Genomic DNA, 17,930 nt, shown 5'->3' with positions numbered 1-17,930 from the left:
TTTTCACTGGTTATTTCCGAGGAGGATTTTCATTTACTCTGTCCGGATTGTCTTTCACCCAATTATCATTAGGGCGCTGTACATAATCTTTCGCAAGTTTGTCTAGTTCTTCACTATGGTACATATCCATGCACTTCATTAAGTCTAAGCGGCTTTTCCCGTCCTTAGCATTGTAATTCTTTTGCAAATACTGCTTTGTCAGCTTGATGATAGGGGATTCTTCATCACGAATTGCATAGTATGACCAAGCATCGATACCATTCGATGAGGCAATTGCATCTTTGCTAGCCTCTGGTGATGTCTTATAAGCGACGGAAATGCAGTAGGTCAGAGCAATATCCTTGTAGTTTTGCAAATAGTTTCGGTACGCCGCTTGCGGTGGCCACTTTTCAATGGGTTCTTCTTGGTTTTTCTGTGCTATAGCACAAGTAGCATATAGACAAAGAAAAGAGATAAGGATTTTTTTCATCTCAATACCCAAAAGTTAGCGTAATTTGTTGTATAGCGAGCTTCTGGTTCATTGAAATAACAATGATCATAACAATCGCCGTTCCCATTCCAAAGCGTAGCATGTCCTCCAGCATCGCTCCAACCTGCAATTTCAAACAGTATGATCCCTTTCTTCCCGGCTAATTCACCACCACCTGGAGGAGGGAATTTGACTCGAAGGTCGGGTTTGCCCCAGATCTTTGTCAGATAAGCGATAAGATCTTTAACTCTAAAAAAATACCATTGACGATCGGCGCCTGATACGGTCTGATCTTTTACATAAGGAATGGGGAAGCCAGATTTATTCAAGATGTAGCTCATACGCACAGCGCAGGTGTTTTCCCACTTTCCATTGGGCGCAATATTCATGGCGACACGCCCGCCGATAATCTTGGCAACATTTTGACTTGAATATTGCGCGTTATATATTTTAGTGCTTGCAACCCATGCTGCTGAAAAAATGGGGCGATTATTATTCATTGTTATTTCCCTATATTAATCCCCCCGGCCGTAACCGGGGGGGGGCATGCAGATTAAGCTTCGCGGTTTTCCTTGATGTTCCAACCTGCGCTGCTTTCGGCGCCTTTGCCGCCTTTGTCGCTCTGCTCCCAGTACTGCTGTTTCACTTTCGCCGCCTGGAAGGAGTAGGTGACGCCCACGGTGTCTTCGCCGCCTGCACCGGTGTACTGCACGGCGGTGACCAGCACGTCTTCCAGGGTGATTTTTGCGTATTCAACCTGGGTGCCGCCCGCCTTGCAAACCGACAGCTCAATCTTGGTCAGGTGTTTGCCGCTTGAGCAGTGTTTCAGCAAGGCCGGGGTTGACTTGTCGATCAGCGCGTTGACGTGCAGATCGTTGAAGCACACTTTGCCGGCGCCACCGCCGCCGCCAACGCCCATATTGCCCGGTTGAGAAGCGCCCCAGGAGAAAGAAGTAATGTCGGTCCAGCCTTTGTGATTCGAATCTTTGGATTCGCCGCTGGCACCTTCAACTTTCAGGAACATATCAATAGCCATAGTTTCTTCACTCTTTATTAAGGGTTAACAGTAGTATTAACGTTACGTTGAAAAACTCAGGTAATAGCAGCAGGAATTGCAAGTGTGGTAATGCATTACCAATTTATATCCTTGTGCCATGCACCTTCTTAAATACCGAAAACTATCGGTACGGGTTACCGAGCCACTATTAAGTGCTAATGGCTCAATGCTTAATTATTTCGCGTTATCTTGGTTCCACATGCGATCCGGGTTTTCTGCGATAGGCTGACGATGAGGTTGATACATCAGCCAGGCCACGTGATCGCGGCCTGACTCCAGTCCATCAGGACGCGTCGTTTTGTTTCAGCGAAGGCAGCTTCGACACCAGGCGCAGGGAGACGGTCAGGCCTTCCAGCTGGTAGTGCGGGCGCAGGAAGAACTTGGCGCTGTAGTAGCCCGGGTTGTCTTCGATCTCTTCCACCTGCACTTCCGCTGCGGCCAGCGGTTTGCGAGACTTGGTTTCCTGCGAGGAGTTGGCCGGATCGCCGTCCACGTAGTTCATGATCCAGTCGTTCAGCCAGCGCTCCATGTCGTCGCGCTCGCGGAAGGAGCCAATTTTGTCGCGCACGATGCACTTCAGATAGTGCGCGAAGCGGCAGCAGGCGAACAGGTACGGCAGGCGCGCGGAAAGCTGGGCGTTGGCGGAGGCGTCGGCGTCGTAGTATTCCGCCGGCTTCTGCAGCGACTGCGCGCCGATAAAGGCGGCGAAGTCGGAGTTTTTGCGGTGCACCAGCGGCATAAAGCCGTTTTTGGCCAGCTCGGCTTCGCGGCGGTCGCTGATGGCGATCTCGGTCGGGCACTTCATGTCCACGCCGCCGTCGTCGCTCGGGAAGGTGTGGCACGGCAGGTTTTCCACCGCGCCGCCGGATTCCACCCCGCGAATGGCGGTGCACCAACCGAACTCTTTGAACGAACGGTTGATGTTGGCGGCCATGGCGTAGGCGGCGTTGGTCCAGGTGTAGTTGCCGTGGGTCGCGCCGTCGGTATCTTCTTCGAAGTCAAACTCGTCCACCGGATTGGTGCGGATGCCATACGGCAGGCGCGCCAGGAAGCGCGGCATCACCAGGCCCAGGTAGCGCGCATCTTCCGATTCGCGCAGGCTGCGCCAGGCGGCGTATTCGGTGTTCTGGAAAATCTTGGTCAGATCGCGCGGGTTGGAGAGCTCCTGCCAGGACTCCATCTGCATCACGCTTGGCGCGGTGCCGGCGATGAACGGGCAGTGCGAGGCGGCGCCGATCTTGGCCATTTCGCCCAGCAGCTCCACGTCCTGCGGGCTGTGATCGAAGTAGTAGTCGCCCACCAGGCAGCCGAACGGCTCGCCGCCGAACTGGCCATACTCTTCTTCGTAGATTTTCTTGAAGATCGGGCTCTGATCCCAGCCCACGCCTTTATAACGCTTCAGCGTGCGGCCCAGCTCCTGCTTGGAAATGCTCATGAAACGGATCTTCAGCATCTCGTCGGTTTCAGAGTTGTTGACCAGGTAGTGCAGGCCGTGCCACGCGCCTTCCAGCTTCTGGAAATCGTCGTGGTGAATGATCTGGTTGATCTGCTGCGACAGCTTTTCGTCGATTTCCGCGATCAGCGCCTGGATGGTGCGGTAGGCGTCGGAAGAAACGGTGACGGTATTTTCCAGCGCCTGCTGCGCCAGAGTTTTCACCGCGTTCTCGACCGCTTCTTTGGCCTGATCGGTCTTCGGCCGGAACTCTTTGTTCAACAGCGCGCTGAACTCATCGCTGGAAAAAGTCTCGGTGGTTTGCAACGCATTCTGTTGCTGAGGCGAGTTGCTCATCGATTAATCCTCACGCTCGTTGTTGTCATCGTTAACCGCCGGCTTCGGCGCGTCGGTCAGGGATTTCAGCAGCGCCGGGTTTTGCAGGATCTTGGAGATCAGCTCCTCGGCGCCGTTTTTACCGTCCATGTAGGACAGCAGGTTGGAAAGCTGGGTGCGGGCGTCCAGCAGATTGTCCAGCGCGTCGACCTTGCGGGCGATAGCGGCGGGGGAGAAGTCTTCCATGCTTTCGAAGGTCAGATCGATGTTCAGCTTGCCTTCGCCGGTCAGGGTATTGTCAACCTGATAAGCGACGCGCGGCTTCAGCGATTTCATGCGCTCGTCGAAGTTGTCGACGTCGATTTCCATGAACTTGCGCTCTTCCACGCTGGCTTGCGGATCGACCGTTTTCCCCACCAGATCCGCCATCACGCCCATCACGAACGGCAGCTGGATTTTGCGCTCTGCGCCATAAATTTCGACATCGTATTCAATCTGTACGCGCGGCGCGCGGTTTCGGGCGATGAATTTCTGCCCGCTGCGGGATTTCGAGTTTGACATGATTTACTCCATCTAATGGCGATTGGGAACGCGCCTCGTCCGGCTGGGAGAGTCAGGTTCTGATTCGGGTCTGCGCAGGGGCAGACGGTATCGGGTGTCGTCAAGAGAACAAAAGTCGGCGGCTAGCTGTTCTCCTCGTGGTCGGGGCGACCGAGAATGGTCTCCAGTTGGTTAAGCCCATCGGGCGCCAAATCGCGGACGATTTGCATAAAGTCCAGCGTAATCAGTCGCTGTACCCGATCGATCATCAGCGGCGCCGGGTGGCTTGGCTCATGAAGACGAAAATAGTTTTTCACCTTGTCCAGCATCAGCTGGGCATCGTCGCGCGACTGGATCTGCGCGCTGCGCCAGTTGAGTGGGGCAGAGGCGCTCTGCACGGCGGCCGGTGGTTGCTCAGCGGCGGTTTCCTGTGTGGCGTCCGCTTCGGTGGCGGCCGGGGCCTCGCTCTGGCCGGCGAGCGCCACCAGCGAAAAGACCTTGGTCAGCGCGCTCATTTCCGGCAGCGCGCTTTCACCCAGATGGCGGGTCACTTCGCTGCGGATGGCGGCCAGGGTGTTGGCGATGTGCATCACCAGCGCGCCTTCGGGGCGATCCTGTTGCGCCAGCTCATCCTGCAGCCGCGCACGGCCGCCGGGAAAGTTGGGGCACTCTTGCTTGCTGCCGTCGAGCAGGGCGCCCGCATCGCGCAGCGAGATTTCACCGGCGGCGCTTTTCAGCAGCGGCGCGGCGCGCACGCTGGCGGCCAGCGCGGCCTTGTCGCCAAGGTCGGCCAGCGCGTTGATGCGAAACAGCGGGTCGGCCTCGCCGTCGAACTCCAGCGGCGGCTGCAGGGCATCCCAGTAGCGGAGTATCGCCTGGTGGATCAGCGTCAGCCCGTCGGCATAGCCAGGCAATCCGCGCAGCTGGGTCCAGGCGCGGGTGAGATACAGCATGACGCGCAGGTCTTTGGTGCGCGCCAGCAGCGAGCTTGCGAGGCGCTCGACCTGCACCCAGTCCGGCGCTTCTTCCGGAATGATGGTGCTGCCGAATTGCTGTTCGGCTTTGCCGGTGGCAGCGCGCGCCATGGCCAGAAAGTCGGCGTCGTATTCCAGGTTGTCGCCGCAGGGATTGTCCGCGTCAACCGGGGCCAGCAGGGTATCGGTGTCGATAGCCATAAAATTTCCTTCAACGAGCGATGTTAATCAAACATTTGCGGGTACTGGCCGCCGCGGCCGGGGCGTGCCCAGCCGTTGGGCTCGAACAGCAGTGAAAACAGCTGCACGGTGAGGTTGCCGCTGTGCACGTGGGTGTAGAGCGGGTGTCCGTCGGCCTGATTGGTCCACCAGAAGCTGGTGTACTGCGCCGGATCGAAACAGTCGGCGGCCTGTTGCCAGCCGAGGCCCGGTACGTCCGGATGCTGGAACCCGATAATCGACAATATCTCGGAGTCCGCTTCCGCCGGCGGGCTGGGCAGCGCCGGGATCGCCTGCAGCGTGCGGTCGATCTGTTCGGCGGAGAAGCCGTTGCGCACGCCGTTCAGCAGGGTATGGCCGAGCTGTTGGTACCAGCTCGCCGCCATGTTCAGCTGTTGCGGGCGCCAATCCTGTTGGCTGAACAGGCGCAGCGCGCAGATGGGGTAACGCCGCCCGACGCGGTCGCGCGCCGGCAACAGGCAGCCCATCTGCACGTACTGGCTGCCGAGCGTGGCGGGGATCACGAAGTTCCACACCGGCGCGTTGCTGAACGGGTGATCGTTTGGCCCCTGCGCATCGCGCTGCAAATTCACCAGCCCGTTATGGAACCAGTGGGCCCAGTTGTTGATCACCGGGTCAGGCAAACGGCGTTGCAGGAAGTCACCGGCGGAAGGAAGTTTGCCGTACCAGCCGATGCTCGTCGGGGCGCTTGAATCAGTGCTCATGGTCATGTCCTTTCGGGGCTACGGGCACGAGAAGGCCGGCAGTTGGAACGGATTGCGAATGCTGTTGGGCGTGAACTCCAGCGTGACGCGGTGGCCGTCGAGATTGAACGTCGCCTGACGGCCGAGGCCGCCGGTGCCCGAAGACTGCGCCATATCCACCAGGCGGTTCAGCGCCCACGGCCCGCTGGTCACCAGGCTGGCGGTGGTGCCGTTGGCCAGCGCCAGCTGCAGATGCACCTGGTTGGTATTACGGGTGCCCGGCCAGCTGACCACCAGCGGCACCTGCGGGCCGTGGCTGTATTTGAACAGCTGCCCGTCGATATCCAGCGTCAGGTTGAGGATGTCGTTATCCATCCGCACCGGCCGCACGGTCACGCGGTACGAGGGCGTCGCGGTACCGTTGGCGAAGAAGGCGTCGCGGATGCGCTGCGCCTGCTGGAACGAACGCAGGATGCCTTCGCCGCCGGGCAGCGTCTTGCCGTCCACGCCGGGGGTAAAGCGCCAGTTGGCGCGAGTAGTGTCGACCTTGCCCTGCAGGTTGTCGCGGAAGAAGCTGTCCATCAGCCCGCTGTTCGGCGCGAACATGCGCGCCAAATCGTCCGGCGTCACTTCCTGGCGCGCCCGGGCCACCAGCGGATAACGCCCGGCAATCGCCTGGCGACAGAAGCTGCCGACCTCGAAGCTGATGCGTTTTTTCACGTTCTCCATCTCTTTGCGCTGGGTGTCGCTGCTGGCGCCGATCGCCAGCGACAGCAGCATCTGTTTGAACGGCACCGGCAAGCGGCCGGACTCGGCTTGCAGGCGCGGGATGATGTCGCTCGGCGGCGCCGACATGCCGCTGTTGGCCGCGCCTTGCACCGCCGTCAGGTAGCTGTACAGCTCATCGACCTGTTTCAGCACGCTGTCGAAAGGGATCGCCTTATTGCCTTCGCCCTGGCTTTGCGCCAGCTCCAGCAGCGGCGCGAAGTGCGCCATCACCAGCTGTTCCGGCTGGGCCGACACGTCGCCGTCGGCGTTGGCCGGCCGGTTGGTGAACAGCGCCTCCAGTGTGCGGTTGGCGTTTTGATTCAGCCTGTCTTCGGTTTTGGCCAGCAGCGAGCGGGAATCGGCGTCGCTTTTCTCGTCGCGCAGGGTGACGTTTTTGCTGACGTTGACCAGCAGGTTGCGCATCGGCGACGGGTTGCCTGACAGCAGGCGCGCGCTGCTGATGCGCTGGGTCAGGTTGCCGATGTTGGCCAGTTGGATATCGCCCAGCAGCTCATCCCAGGCGCTGATAAAGTCCTGCATGTACAGCTGGCGGATGGTCTTGGTCAGATCGGCGCTTTTCTGCTCCGGCGTCTGGCTGTTCAACACCCAGACGTCTTCCTTGCGCAGGGTATCGGTCACCGGATCGATGTTGTCGTTGAACGCTTTCCAGTACCCTTGCGAGGTGAACAGGCCCGGCACGCCGTCGGTGACCGGTTTGCCGCTTTTGCGGCTGAACGCCAGCTCGGTCTGCGGGCCGGCCAAATCGACCAGGCTGACCGGCTTGATGTCGGTCTGTTTCAGCAGCAAGCGCTTGAGGCGGCCATAGACGCGCTGCGACAGCGGCGCCCGATTGATGGCGGCCTGCGCCTGCGCCACCAGCTGTTCATCTTTGGCGTAGGGCGAGGCCTGGATCTGCGCATCCAGCAGTTGGCTCAGGTGCCATTCGATCTGCTGCAGCTGTTTTTGGGTGCTGCCCTGCGGCAGGTTGCGCTGCAGGTTGAGCATCACCCAGGCGCGCAGGAATTTGCCGTCGTACTGCTTCGGCAGATACAGCATCTGGTAGGCCTTCAAAGCTTCATAGCTGAAGTCCGCGTCGCCGTGGTTATCGTTGCGCAGCGTGGTGGCGATCTGTTGCGCCACCTGCGGCAGCAGCAGCTCTTTCAGCGCTTTTTGGTACAGGGCATTGCCGGCGTCACCGACCTGATCGCCGCGGAACAGCCCCATGCGGTAAGTGAACGGCGGATCGTCCAGCGAAAAGTTCTGGCTGTCCGGCAGGTGCAGCAGGCTGTTGAGGAACGGCAGCAGCGAGAACATGTCGCCGTTGCCCACCTGCGTCAGGTTTTGCCCCTGGCGCTCGACGCCGGGCACCTTGGCGGCCACTTCCGCCAGGTAGGCCTTGTTGTTGCCGTAGCTGGTGAACCAGAGCATCGCCAGCACCGCTAGGATCACCGCCAGTGCGATGTAACCCGCCCAGTGCAGGGCGCGGTTGCGGTATTCCCACCAGCGGTTGCTGCCTGCCAGCCCGGACTCCTGGAAGATCACCGATTCCAGCGTCTCTTTCAGGAAGAAGCTCTGGCCCTTGGCCGCCGGGATCGGCGTTTCCTGGCCCACGCTGTCCCAGGCCGCGTTGGCCTGCGCCCCTGAGTTGGCCGTCGGCAGCTGCAGGTAGCGGTTCAGTTCGCCCATCACCCGGTCGAACGGCAGCCCCTCTTGGGTGCCGCTGGTGAAATAGATGCCGCGCGGGGTAAAGCGGGTTTCAAAACTGGAGGTGGCGAACACCTGTTCCAGATAGTGGCCGAGCAGCGGGCGCAGCGCGGCGAATTCCTGCGGGAACAGATAGCTTTCGGCGCGTTGGCGCGCGTCGTGCTCCATCAGCAGCGTATCCGGCAGCGCCGCATCCAGCCGTTGTTGCAGCAGGGCGTATTGCTGTTCGAAGGCGGCATTCAGGTTGAAGTCCGGCTGCCGCGAGCGTTCGTAAGGGAAGGTGAATCCCCAGATCTGGTCGCGCTGCGCTTTGTCGAAGCTGCCGAAATAGGCCATAAAGCCGTTGAGCAGGTCGGTTTTGGTCACCAGCACATAGACCGGGAAGTGAATGCCCAACTGTTCGTGCAGTTCGATCAGGCGTTTGCGCAGCGCGCTGGCCTGGGCGGCGCGCGCTTCGGCGCTGTCGCTCAGCAGATCGGCGACGCTGATGGTGACCATCACGCCGTTGATTGGCTGGCGGGTGCGATATTTTTTCAGCAGCGCGACGAAGCTTTGCCATTCGCCGGCGTCTTCTTCGCGCTGGCTTTCCTGGGTGGTGTAGCGGCCGGCGGTGTCGAGCAACACGGCGTCGTTGGTAAACCACCAGTCGCAGTTGCGGGTGCCGCCCACGCCGCGCAGCGCGGATTTGCCGAAGCGATCCGCCAGCGGGAAGTGCAGGCCGGAATTGACCAGCGCGGTGGTCTTGCCGGCGCCGGGCGCGCCGATGATCACATACCACGGCAGTTGGTACAGGTATTGGCGGCTAAAACGGGTCATCCAGCGGTGTTTGCCGTCGCCCTGGCCCGGTGCGAAGCGCGCCTTTTTCAGCAGCTGCGCCGCTTCGTCGAAGCGCTGCGCCAGCTGATCGTCTTGTTTAACCTCGGGCTTGCCGTCTTCCGCCGGCACCGTTTCGGCGGCGCGCAGGTTGCTCAGCAGGCGGCTGTTGAACCAGGCGCTGTAGAGGCGCGGGATCAGGCGGCACAGGAACCAGATCAGGTAGATGACGCCGATGGCGATCTGGCGGTTGAGTTCCGGCTCCAGCGGGCGATAGTCGCCGATGGCCACCAGCGGGCCGATCATCCAGATGATGAACGCCAGCGCGGTAATGCCGACAAAGCCCCACAGCAGGCGGCTGGTGATGATGGAGAATAACGTACTGAGCATTACTTTCCGGTTCCTTGCGGCAAGCCGTTGATTTCCGCCTGGGTGTTTTCCGGGGCGACCAACAGCGTAATTTCTACCCGGCGGTTCAACGCGCGGTTCACTTTGTTATCGTTCGGCGCGACGGGGTTGCTCTCGCCGCGGCCCTCGGCCTTGACCCGCTGCGGGTTGGCGAGGTGTTTTTGCAAGCGGGCACTGACCGCTTCGGCGCGCGCCAGCGACAGCTCCCAGTTGGAGGCGAAACGGGCGCTGCGGATCGGCAGGTTGTCGCTGTAGCCGGTGACCAGGATCTTGCCGCTGACGCCGTTCATGGCGGCGGCGATGCGGTCGATGACCGGGATATAGTTGGCGCGCACCGTGGTGGCGGCGGAGTCGAACAGCCCGTCGCCTTTCAGGATCACTACGCTTTGCTGCGCTTCGTCGCGCACCACCACCAGCCCTTCGGCGATCTCTTTGCGCAGGAAGCTTTTCAGGCTCAGCGTCGGCGGCGCGGCCGGCGCCGGGTTACCGATCGCCACCTGCGGCAGATTGGTTTGGTAAATCGCCGCCAGCACCGGGCTGGTGTTGTCGCCCAGCCGCCAGTTGAGGGCGATGAACAGCAGCGAAGCCAGGAAGCCGGTCAGCGCCACGCAGGCCCACAGCGGCACCAGCGGGCGCCACAGTTTCTGCTGTACTGGCAGATCCAGCGCATGAGGCGACAGCGGCGGGGCATAGCCGCCGCGCACCGTCCGGATCAGCTGCAGCAGGCGCTGCTTCATGGTTTCCAGCTGAGAACGGCCGTTTTCCATCACCCGATAGCGGCCTTCAAAGCCCAGCAGCAGGCAATAATTGATCAGTTCCAGCAGGTTGATGTGCTCACGCGGACTCTGCGACAGCTTGGCCAGCAGCTGGAAAAACTTTTCGCCGCCCCAGGTTTCGTTATGGAAGGTCACCAGCAGCCCGCTGCCGGACCACACGCTGTTGCTGCCCCACGGGGTCAGCGCCGCCGCTTCATCCAGCGCGGTGCACAGGCAATAACGCGCGCCGATGATCACTTCGTACGGCAGATTGGCGCGTTGGCCGCGGATCTCGAAGCGGCGCATTTCGTCGATCAGCTGTTGGCGCAGCTGCGCCGGGTTGGCGTGCGTGGCCGACTGGCGGATCTGCGAAATGGCGTTCAGCAGCGGGTTGGCGGCGTCCACCAGCGGATTGGCCGCCGGCGCCATGCTATTTTCCTGAGTCATAGGTTACCGGTCCGTATGGCTGCGAATCGCCCAAAATTCCATGTCCAGCCCCGGGAATTCGCCGGCCAGGTGCAGGGCGAAGGCGCTGGATTTTTCCATCTGTTTCCACAGGTCGCCGCCTTTTTCCAGCTCGAAATAGGTATAGCCGGCGTGATAAGGGATCTGGCGCGGCGCGACGGGCATGGTGCGCAGACCGATGCCCGGCAGCTGCAGCTGCACCAGATCGCGGATGCGCGTGACCGGGGCGATCTTCATCTGCGCCGGGAAGTGGGTCAGCAACACCTCGGCGGCCACGTCGGCGCGCACTGCCAAGACGAAACCGAAGTCGCGCATCATTTTGGCGTCTTGAACGGTGGCGACGTTCAGGCCGTGGGAGCGCTCGACCAGCGTCAGCTGAATGGCATTGTCCTCCAGCACCACCGACAGGCCCTGACGCAGCAACAGCATCAGCTTGCCGAAGCACAGCGCCAGGTTGTCGTGGTCATACACCGGCAGGCGGCCTTCCGGGGTGCGCTGCGCCGAGAAGCTGGCGAGTTCGGTGGCGAACTGCAGCCAATCGGCGAACAGGCGCTCCGGGTGCAGATGGTCGAGGTGGTAGGCATGGCTCACCTGACCGAGATGGCGGTTGATCAGCTGCAGCAGCATGAAATCGACCATTTCGGAACTGCCGCCGCGGCCCGGTTGCAGCAGGCGTTGACTCATCTGCTGGCTGCGCTGTTGCAGCAGGCCCTGCAGATCGTTGATGAAGGTCTTCAGTACCGGGTTGCCCTGACAGTTCAGCATCGGCGGGATTTGCGCCGTATCGAGACGCAGGCTGTTGTCGCCGCGCTTTTCCAGCACGCGGGTGACGCCGAGCGCCGTCCATTCGGCGTTCAGCTCGCTCTCCAGCATCAGCCGCAGGCGCAGGCGGCCGAACTGCAGCGCCGCGCTGCCCACCGAGACGGCGTTGAGATCGTCGACTTCGTTCTCGTAGGCCAGATAGCGCGCCAGCGCTTCCGGGCTTTCCTGAAAGATCACGTCTTCACGCCCCGCGCGATAGGTCGGCAGAGCCAGCACCACGTTTTCACCGGTCTTGTTGTCGGCGATGGCCAGCGGCGCGGGCGCCTGCTGGGCGCCGGAGAAGCGAAACGGCGTGCCGTCCGGCATGATGCCGCTGGCGGCGTTGAGCGCAATCTTGCCCTGGCGCAGCAGCGTTTGGTCCAGATCCAGGGTCAGGAACCCCCAGAAACAGCCGCTGTGGGCCTGGCCCCAGTTGCGCATATAGCCTTCGAGATAGTTTTCCGCCTGCTGGAAATGGTGAGGGCGTAAAAACATCCCCTCAGTCCAGACAACCTTATGAGCATCTTTCATCATCACACCTATAGTTACTTCGCTTCAGCGCAGCGGTAGATCAGTCGACCTTTTTTACGGGGCGCAGGCCATTCACGCCCGCGACGATATGCGCTTCCAGCTCATCCGGCGAGAATTGCCATACCTTGTAGAAATTGGTTTCGGTGGGCTCCGGCAGCGGCAGCGAAATGCGCCAGGCCTTGCCGTCCAGGTTTTGATACTCGGCGATCACGCCGATGTAACGTGCGTCCAATGCGCTTTGCCCGCCGAGCGTCTTGCCGGTCTGGCCCGGCGTCAGGAAGAACTGATCGCTGTCCAGCAGGCTATTGCCGAGCACGCTTTTGGCGTCGTTTTGCAGACTGAAGAAGTCGGCATCCATGAATTCCGCATCCGAACGCAGCAGCAGCACGCGAATTTTTATCGGCGCCGGTTGCGCGCCGGCGGCGGCGTTGACCTGGCGATCGGCATCGAACACCAGGCTGTAGCGCGACGGCACGCTTTTGGCGGAAGACATGCAACCGCCGAGCGCCAACGCGCCCAGCAGCAGAAACAGCATCCCGCACCAGCGGGAAGCGATAGGGGTCGTCATCATGGGAATCTCGTCGCCCGCAGGCGTACTGACTACTGGAGGATCCAGGTGGCTGAGCCGGCGTTTTTACACGCCTTGCTGTCGCCGCCGACTTTGACGCAGTCCTGTTTGGCGGCGCGCGCGCGGCGCGGCAGATCTTTGCGCAGCGTTGATTTGTAGCGCGCTTCCGGCACGCCGGCGTTGGCCTGGATATAACCCACCAGGTCGCCGCCGCGAATGGCCGAGATCGCCAGCCAGTTGTTTTCCACTTCGCCCAGCGCGTAGAACGCGGCGGCGTTGTCCAGGCTGCCGACGGCGGTGCCGGTATAATCGGGGCTGCTCATGATGCTGGCGGCGTACAGGCTGCGGTATTCCTCACCGATCGGCTTGAACTGTTTCGGCGCGCTCACCGCGGCGCGGTGTTTTAGCGTGACGCCATTGACTTCACTGCTGACGATGGCGTCGTTATTGAGCGCCGGCGGCGGTGGCGGCGGGGTGGAGCAACCGGCAAGCGTCAGGGCGGTCAGCAGCGTCAGGGTAATCCGTGTTTTCACAATGTCCTCTTTTTCTTGATTGAATGGCTGTGTAATAAGGCGCCGTCATCAGGGCGCAAGCAGCAACACTTTTAATTGGCTCGGCACGATGCGCATGCCGAGCGCGTTGGTGGAATTCTGCAGGCTGAGGCTGGTCAACCGGGTGGCCGGGGTGCCTTTGAGCAGCACGGTAAAGGCGCCGGTCAGGTGGCGGGACGGCCCCATCACCGTGCCGGAAGCGACGCCGGTGGCCACGCCGGGGTTGTCGCCATTGGTCAGGGGCGTCACCGTCGCCATGTTGTGCGCCGGGGTGCCGACGAACAGAATGTTGAACGCATTCGGGATGGCGGTCGGCGCCAGGGCGATATCCGGGTAAGGCACGGGCACCGGTGCCGGGCTTGGCGTCAGACAGACGTCGGGAAACGCCAGGTCCACGCCGATCATTTGGCTGTTGGCAAACATAAAGGCCTCCGCAGGTTATCCGACGTGGATTTGTTCCGAATCCAGCTTGGTGATGTCTTTCGAGGTAATCAGCGTGTTGCGCGCATGAATGCGGGCGTAATCTTCCGCCTGGTAATCCAGCTGCCCGGCGCGCACGTGCTCGGTCTGGCGCACTTTGCGGAACAGCGAATGGCTGATCTGGCTGACCGAATGCCACAGCGACTCGCAGCGTTTGCCGACCAGGCGGCTGAGGCTGACGAAGGCCGACAGCTCTTCGCCGCTGTATTTCATCTTGTCGACGTGGCAGTCGCCGCTGTTCGCTTGTAGCGTCATGGCGTCGCCGCTCAGGTTCAGCGCCTGCGCGCCGTGCAACGACAGCGAGCCGTTCGGCGTTTCAATGTGCAGATCGCCTGCGACGCAGAGCCGCGCCGCGCTTTGCGGCTCTGCGCGCTCAAGGACGGCGATCGCCCACAGCTGGTGGCCGCAGCCGGCGACCAGCACGTTATCGCCGAGGGCCGGCGTCAGCAGGCAGCTCGCCGCCCGGCGGCAATGCCAGCCGCGGCCTTCGCACTCCACCACCAGGCTGCCGTCCGGCAACAGGTTGACGACCTGGCCGGCGGCCTGCTGGGGCGGTGCGATGTTGACGGCGCGAGTTGTGTTGGCAACGCTCATGGTGATCCCCTCGTGAAGTGGTCAATGCATTCAGATTCGGCTCTGGCGCTGTGCGCTCCAGGTTTCGGCGGCGTACAGTTCTTCGTCGCGCTCGAGGATACCGCTGCGATCGCCCCAGCGCGTTTGCTGCTGGTGGGCGCGGTGCATGCGGGTGCGCATAAAACGCGCGCGCCGGAAATCGGCGGCGCCGATGTCGGCGTAACAGAAGTCGGCGTAGGTCAGGTCGCTGTCGCTGAAATCACAGCGCGCCGCGCGGCTGCGCTGGAACACGCATTGATACAGGCGCGCCTGGCTAAAGTTGGCGGCGTCCAGCGTCGCTTCGCTGAAGATCGCCTGATCGAACTGCCCGCTGCGGCACTGCGCGTGGGTCAGATTGGCCTCCAGCCACAGTGACTGCTGCGCTTGCACGCCCGTCAGGTTGGCGCGCAGCAGCGAAGCGCCCTTGAAGTTGCTTTGACGCAACGTCGCCTGGCTGAAATCGACGTCGTCCAGTTGGTTATCGGTAAACTGGCAGGCGATGAGGCGCTGCCCGGCGTAACTTTTGCCGCGGTGGTCACATTCGAAAAACGTGACGCGGTCGAAATCAACCCCTTCAAACCTTGTTTCACAGAGATTTAATCGAAAGAACGTGACAAGTGACAGCCTTGTATGACTTAAATCTGCGCCGTCGAGCGGGCTTTCGTAAAAGGTGGTGCGATCGTGCTGAGTGGCGGAAAAATTCGCGCCGGCCAATTGGCATGACATCCAGTGGCTTTGGTTGAGCGGCAGCCGGCTAAAGTCGCTCTGTTCAAGCCGGCAGTCGTTGAACATCGTCAGTTCGATATGGCTCTCGCTGAAGCGGCCGCCCGCCATGGCGCACTGATTGAAGGCCGTTTGCTTCAGGTTCGCCCGCGCAAATTGAGCGTGTTCGAGCCGGCAATCGCTGAAGACGCTGTCGCGCAGATCGCAATCGGAGAAGTTCACGCCGTTCAGGTTCAGTTCGTTGAACATGCCGCCGGCCAAATCCATACCGGCGAATGACAGGCCGTGCAAATCCTCACCGGCAATCAGCTCGCCGCGTTTCACGCGCTGGCGTATCTGCTCAGGTTTTGACGTCATACTTCCTTCCCGTTGTGGCGAGGCAATGTTTTCACCCTGGCGGTATAGGCACCGTCGAGCCGGGTCGCCTGATCCACTTGCGACTGCGACAAATCGGCCCGGAACAGATTGGTGCCCTGCAGGTCAGCGCCTGACAGCACGCATTTTTGCAGGATCGCCGCGATGAAATTGGCGTCGCGCAGGTTGGCCTGGGACAGATCGCAGCGAATGAACAGGCTGCCGCTGCCGTTGGCCTGACGGAAATCGGCCTCGTTCAGCCGGGCTTCCGACAGGTCGCAGTTGTCGAGGCGCGCACGGCTGAAATTAGCCCGCTGCAACGGCATCTGGCGCAAATTGCACTGGTTCAGCGTCGCGTCGCCGAAATCCGCCTGCGGCAACAGCGTCTTTGCCGCGAAGGCGCAGGCGGTGAGGCGTGCGGCGCGGAAGCTGAGGCTTTGCGTCTCGGTATCAACCCAGGCGCAGCTCTCTAGCCGCGCCCGATCGAAGTTCACCGCCAGCAGCCGGCATTTGACGAAGCTGACTTTGTCGAGCCGGGCGTGGCTGAATGTCAGCTGCTCCAGTTGCAGCTCCATCAGCGTAATGTTGGCCAGCGTGGCGCGGTTGAAGTCACACTGCCCGAGCAGGGTTTCGTACCCCAGCAAGTCGCGTAACGACGCCATAGTGAAATCGCAGCGTTGAAACAACGTTTGCTGGATGTTGGTTTCGTGCAACTGCGCGCCGCCGAAATCCGTCGCTTCACATTTCGCCAGGGCCAAGGAGGCGTGGCTCAAATCGGCCTGCTGTAAGACGGCGCCGCTGAGATCGGCGCGCGCCAACATCGCCTCGCGAAGATCGCAACCCACCAATTGGGTTTGGCGCAGATCGGCGTTTTCCAGCAAAGCGCCGCGCAAGTTAGCCTGGCAGAGATCCATGCCGGACAGATCGGCGCCGGTGAGATCCAGGCCGCTGAGATCCTTATCGCGCAGCATGGCGGCGGCGACGCGTTGGCGAATGATTTGCGCCAGATCGCCACGCAGGCGCAGTGCAGGGCTTTGCGCCTGTGCCGACATTAAATACATTTGGTGCAGCGCGCGTTCGCTTTCCCCACGCTGTTTATCGCTAAATGCGTCAGGATGCCGGCGTGCCTCCTGGAACAGCAGATCGCGTTGCTGCTGGTAGCTTTCCGCACCGGATGGCGGCACATGGTCCCCACCGGGATTGAGCGGATCGATACCCTCGGCTTGTGTCAGCTTGAGCATGTCCTGATACTGCGCCTCGGCCTGGCTTTCCAGACGCTCGACGAATTCGGCGAGCTGGTCCAGCTTCGGCGGCGCCTCTTGCGACGGGCGCGGGAAAAGTTCATCAATGTCTTGTCCCTCGCGCAGCAGACGCTGGCGATGCTCTTCGCGTTGCTGATGCTCGTAGGCGGCGATATTTTCCGCCATCGGGCTTTGCTGCGTCGGCGTTTCCGTATCCAGCCAGGCGCCGATGCACGCCTCCGGCAACAACTCTTGCTCACGAAAAGCGTGCAGAGCACCCCGTTCTTTATCCAGCCGCTGGGCCAATACCTGCCGATAATGCGCGGTGGAGCGGGGCTCGCCTTCGGTTTCCAGGGCCGGCATCAGCTGCATCACGTCGGCGGCATCGTCTTCATTGATGCGTGCGCTGCCCTGATAAATCAGCAGCATCTGTTCCCGATGGGGGAAGAACCAGACGGTGGTGTGGCGCATCGCGATCTCTTCGAAATGCGTTTCGCCGCCGCGCAGCCGGTTGATGAAGCAGCGCGCGCGCCACGGCGGCAAATGCCCTTGCTGCACCGGTTCTGAAGGGTGCATGTTCCAAATCCGATAGGCGGCCCGGGGCGGCAAGCTGTCGCGTTGAGGAAACTGCTGATCGCTTTCCGCCATGTTGAACAGGCGCCAGTCGATATCGTTGGCGAAGCCGGGAAAGCCGTTTTTCAACCAGTCGGCGTCGTAGTTTTTGCCGATGCGGGAGAAGCGGCGCGGCCAGGTGATATCCAACGCGTCAAAGCTTGCCGGTTGCGCGCTTTGCCGAGAAGACGCAAGGCGCCCCTGCAGGGGTTCAACATTGGGTAGGCGGTGGATGCGGCCTTGCGGAAATGTTTCTGGGGTGGCGCCGATGCCGTGCGGATTATCGGCGAACTGCGCGCCGCCGTAAGCCCGGCGCCAGTCCAGACGCATTTCTGCAAAAGGGAGGGGAGTAGAGGGACGATCGTTGATCCAATGGCGATCGCCGAAAACCACCAGCGTTTTTTCCAGCGAATCAAGCTGGATCTTCACGGCGCAAGCGGTTTTGTCTTGTTGATGATGGGTGTAGGCATTGCCGGTGGCGAGAAACTCCGCGCAGGCTTTTGGGATAGCCAAATCGAGCACGCCGCCGCTCAACGTGAGTTCGTCGGCGGCCAACTGCCACAACTCCGGTTCGGGACGCAGGCGCGGGGCGGCCCCCATGTCGGCCAAGGCCAAAACGGAAACGCCCAGATGGTTTTGCCCTTGCCAAGAGAAGGGACGATGAAGCGCGCTGAGGCGCAGAGGTTTTACGACTTTCATTGTGTGTGTAAAGCTTCCTGTGGATATCAGCCGGCAGCCAGGCTGCTTGCTCAAAAACAATCCGTTTTTCGGTTTAATAGATATCAGGCTATGTCACAACAGATGAAGAAAACG

General features: G+C 61.0%; 16 protein-coding genes. All 16 read right to left on the bottom strand.

Annotated features, from left to right (window positions below):
- Positions 1 to 10: 10 nt before the first annotated feature.
- Positions 11 to 469, bottom strand: a complete 459-nt coding sequence (locus ACJ8IJ_RS02985) for a T6SS amidase immunity protein Tai4 family protein (RefSeq protein WP_004934966.1) — start codon at positions 467 to 469, stop codon at positions 11 to 13.
- Positions 466 to 969 (bottom strand): type VI secretion system amidase effector protein Tae4, encoded by a 504-nt coding sequence (locus ACJ8IJ_RS02980; protein ID WP_342577174.1) that lies wholly within the window; start codon positions 967 to 969, stop codon positions 466 to 468. The genes ACJ8IJ_RS02985 and ACJ8IJ_RS02980 overlap by 4 nt, the downstream gene beginning before the upstream one ends.
- Before the next feature lie 53 nt (positions 970 to 1,022).
- Complete coding sequence (locus ACJ8IJ_RS02975; protein ID WP_004934962.1) at positions 1,023 to 1,505, bottom strand: Hcp family type VI secretion system effector; 483 nt, start codon at positions 1,503 to 1,505, stop codon at positions 1,023 to 1,025.
- 304 nt (positions 1,506 to 1,809) lie between these two features.
- Positions 1,810 to 3,315, bottom strand: coding sequence for a type VI secretion system contractile sheath large subunit (tssC, locus tag ACJ8IJ_RS02970; protein ID WP_004934958.1), 1,506 nt, complete (start codon positions 3,313 to 3,315; stop codon positions 1,810 to 1,812).
- Between the two features lie 3 nt (positions 3,316 to 3,318).
- Positions 3,319 to 3,855 carry a type VI secretion system contractile sheath small subunit gene (gene tssB / locus ACJ8IJ_RS02965; protein ID WP_046896570.1) on the bottom strand — a complete coding sequence of 179 codons (537 nt, stop codon included), beginning with the start codon at positions 3,853 to 3,855 and terminating at the stop codon, positions 3,319 to 3,321.
- Positions 3,856 to 3,977: 122 nt separating this feature from the next.
- Positions 3,978 to 5,009, bottom strand: a complete 1,032-nt coding sequence (gene tssA, locus ACJ8IJ_RS02960; protein WP_154871144.1) for a type VI secretion system protein TssA — start codon at positions 5,007 to 5,009, stop codon at positions 3,978 to 3,980.
- 23 nt (positions 5,010 to 5,032) lie between these two features.
- Positions 5,033 to 5,752 carry a type VI secretion system-associated protein TagF gene (tagF, locus tag ACJ8IJ_RS02955; protein ID WP_004934950.1) on the bottom strand — a complete coding sequence of 240 codons (720 nt, stop codon included), beginning with the start codon at positions 5,750 to 5,752 and terminating at the stop codon, positions 5,033 to 5,035.
- 18 nt (positions 5,753 to 5,770) lie between these two features.
- Positions 5,771 to 9,406: a type VI secretion system membrane subunit TssM gene (gene tssM, locus ACJ8IJ_RS02950; protein ID WP_033632730.1), complete on the bottom strand. Its 3,636-nt coding sequence runs from the start codon at positions 9,404 to 9,406 to the stop codon at positions 5,771 to 5,773.
- On the bottom strand, positions 9,406 to 10,608 hold the full coding sequence (locus tag ACJ8IJ_RS02945) for a DotU family type VI secretion system protein (protein WP_004934945.1): 1,203 nt from the start codon (positions 10,606 to 10,608) through the stop codon (positions 9,406 to 9,408). The genes tssM and ACJ8IJ_RS02945 overlap by 1 nt, the downstream gene beginning before the upstream one ends.
- A 21-nt stretch (positions 10,609 to 10,629) precedes the next feature.
- On the bottom strand, positions 10,630 to 11,976 hold the full coding sequence (tssK, locus tag ACJ8IJ_RS02940) for a type VI secretion system baseplate subunit TssK (protein WP_094142923.1): 1,347 nt from the start codon (positions 11,974 to 11,976) through the stop codon (positions 10,630 to 10,632).
- A gap of 40 nt (positions 11,977 to 12,016) precedes the next feature.
- A complete protein-coding gene (gene tssJ, locus ACJ8IJ_RS02935) occupies positions 12,017 to 12,547 on the bottom strand; it encodes a type VI secretion system lipoprotein TssJ (protein WP_015378277.1) in 531 nt (176 codons plus the stop codon).
- A 29-nt stretch (positions 12,548 to 12,576) separates the two neighbouring features.
- Positions 12,577 to 13,077 carry a type VI secretion system accessory protein TagV gene (tagV, locus tag ACJ8IJ_RS02930; protein WP_033632731.1) on the bottom strand — a complete coding sequence of 167 codons (501 nt, stop codon included), beginning with the start codon at positions 13,075 to 13,077 and terminating at the stop codon, positions 12,577 to 12,579.
- A gap of 48 nt (positions 13,078 to 13,125) precedes the next feature.
- Positions 13,126 to 13,518: a DUF4150 domain-containing protein gene (locus ACJ8IJ_RS02925; RefSeq protein WP_004934933.1), complete on the bottom strand. Its 393-nt coding sequence runs from the start codon at positions 13,516 to 13,518 to the stop codon at positions 13,126 to 13,128.
- A 15-nt stretch (positions 13,519 to 13,533) separates the two neighbouring features.
- Positions 13,534 to 14,169 (bottom strand): DUF3540 domain-containing protein, encoded by a 636-nt coding sequence (locus tag ACJ8IJ_RS02920; RefSeq protein WP_015378275.1) that lies wholly within the window; start codon positions 14,167 to 14,169, stop codon positions 13,534 to 13,536.
- Between the two features lie 30 nt (positions 14,170 to 14,199).
- Positions 14,200 to 15,267 (bottom strand): pentapeptide repeat-containing protein, encoded by a 1,068-nt coding sequence (locus ACJ8IJ_RS02915; RefSeq protein WP_049188385.1) that lies wholly within the window; start codon positions 15,265 to 15,267, stop codon positions 14,200 to 14,202.
- Positions 15,264 to 17,816 carry a DUF2169 domain-containing protein gene (locus ACJ8IJ_RS02910; protein WP_442518246.1) on the bottom strand — a complete coding sequence of 851 codons (2,553 nt, stop codon included), beginning with the start codon at positions 17,814 to 17,816 and terminating at the stop codon, positions 15,264 to 15,266. The genes ACJ8IJ_RS02915 and ACJ8IJ_RS02910 overlap by 4 nt, the downstream gene beginning before the upstream one ends.
- Positions 17,817 to 17,930: the final 114 nt, after the last annotated feature.

The sequence above is a fragment of the Serratia sp. CY40230 genome (assembly GCF_052168835.1).
In the GTDB taxonomy this organism is placed as follows: domain Bacteria; phylum Pseudomonadota; class Gammaproteobacteria; order Enterobacterales; family Enterobacteriaceae; genus Serratia; species Serratia nematodiphila.
This window is presented reverse-complemented; position numbering and strand designations above follow the sequence as displayed.

Coding starts and splice junctions, on each gene's coding strand:
- tssK (WP_094142923.1), bottom strand. CDS start 11,976: ATGAAAGATGCTCATAAGGTTGTCTGGACTGAGGGGATGTTTTTACGC.
- ACJ8IJ_RS02910 (WP_442518246.1), bottom strand. CDS start 17,816: ATGAAAGTCGTAAAACCTCTGCGCCTCAGCGCGCTTCATCGTCCCTTC.
- tssB (WP_046896570.1), bottom strand. CDS start 3,855: ATGTCAAACTCGAAATCCCGCAGCGGGCAGAAATTCATCGCCCGAAAC.
- ACJ8IJ_RS02980 (WP_342577174.1), bottom strand. CDS start 969: ATGAATAATAATCGCCCCATTTTTTCAGCAGCATGGGTTGCAAGCACT.
- tagF (WP_004934950.1), bottom strand. CDS start 5,752: ATGAGCACTGATTCAAGCGCCCCGACGAGCATCGGCTGGTACGGCAAA.
- tssJ (WP_015378277.1), bottom strand. CDS start 12,547: ATGATGACGACCCCTATCGCTTCCCGCTGGTGCGGGATGCTGTTTCTG.
- ACJ8IJ_RS02945 (WP_004934945.1), bottom strand. CDS start 10,608: ATGGCGCCGGCGGCCAATCCGCTGGTGGACGCCGCCAACCCGCTGCTG.
- ACJ8IJ_RS02915 (WP_049188385.1), bottom strand. CDS start 15,267: ATGACGTCAAAACCTGAGCAGATACGCCAGCGCGTGAAACGCGGCGAG.
- tssM (WP_033632730.1), bottom strand. CDS start 9,406: ATGCTCAGTACGTTATTCTCCATCATCACCAGCCGCCTGCTGTGGGGC.
- tssA (WP_154871144.1), bottom strand. CDS start 5,009: ATGGCTATCGACACCGATACCCTGCTGGCCCCGGTTGACGCGGACAAT.
- tssC (WP_004934958.1), bottom strand. CDS start 3,315: ATGAGCAACTCGCCTCAGCAACAGAATGCGTTGCAAACCACCGAGACT.
- ACJ8IJ_RS02975 (WP_004934962.1), bottom strand. CDS start 1,505: ATGGCTATTGATATGTTCCTGAAAGTTGAAGGTGCCAGCGGCGAATCC.
- ACJ8IJ_RS02920 (WP_015378275.1), bottom strand. CDS start 14,169: ATGAGCGTTGCCAACACAACTCGCGCCGTCAACATCGCACCGCCCCAG.
- ACJ8IJ_RS02925 (WP_004934933.1), bottom strand. CDS start 13,518: ATGTTTGCCAACAGCCAAATGATCGGCGTGGACCTGGCGTTTCCCGAC.
- ACJ8IJ_RS02985 (WP_004934966.1), bottom strand. CDS start 469: ATGAAAAAAATCCTTATCTCTTTTCTTTGTCTATATGCTACTTGTGCT.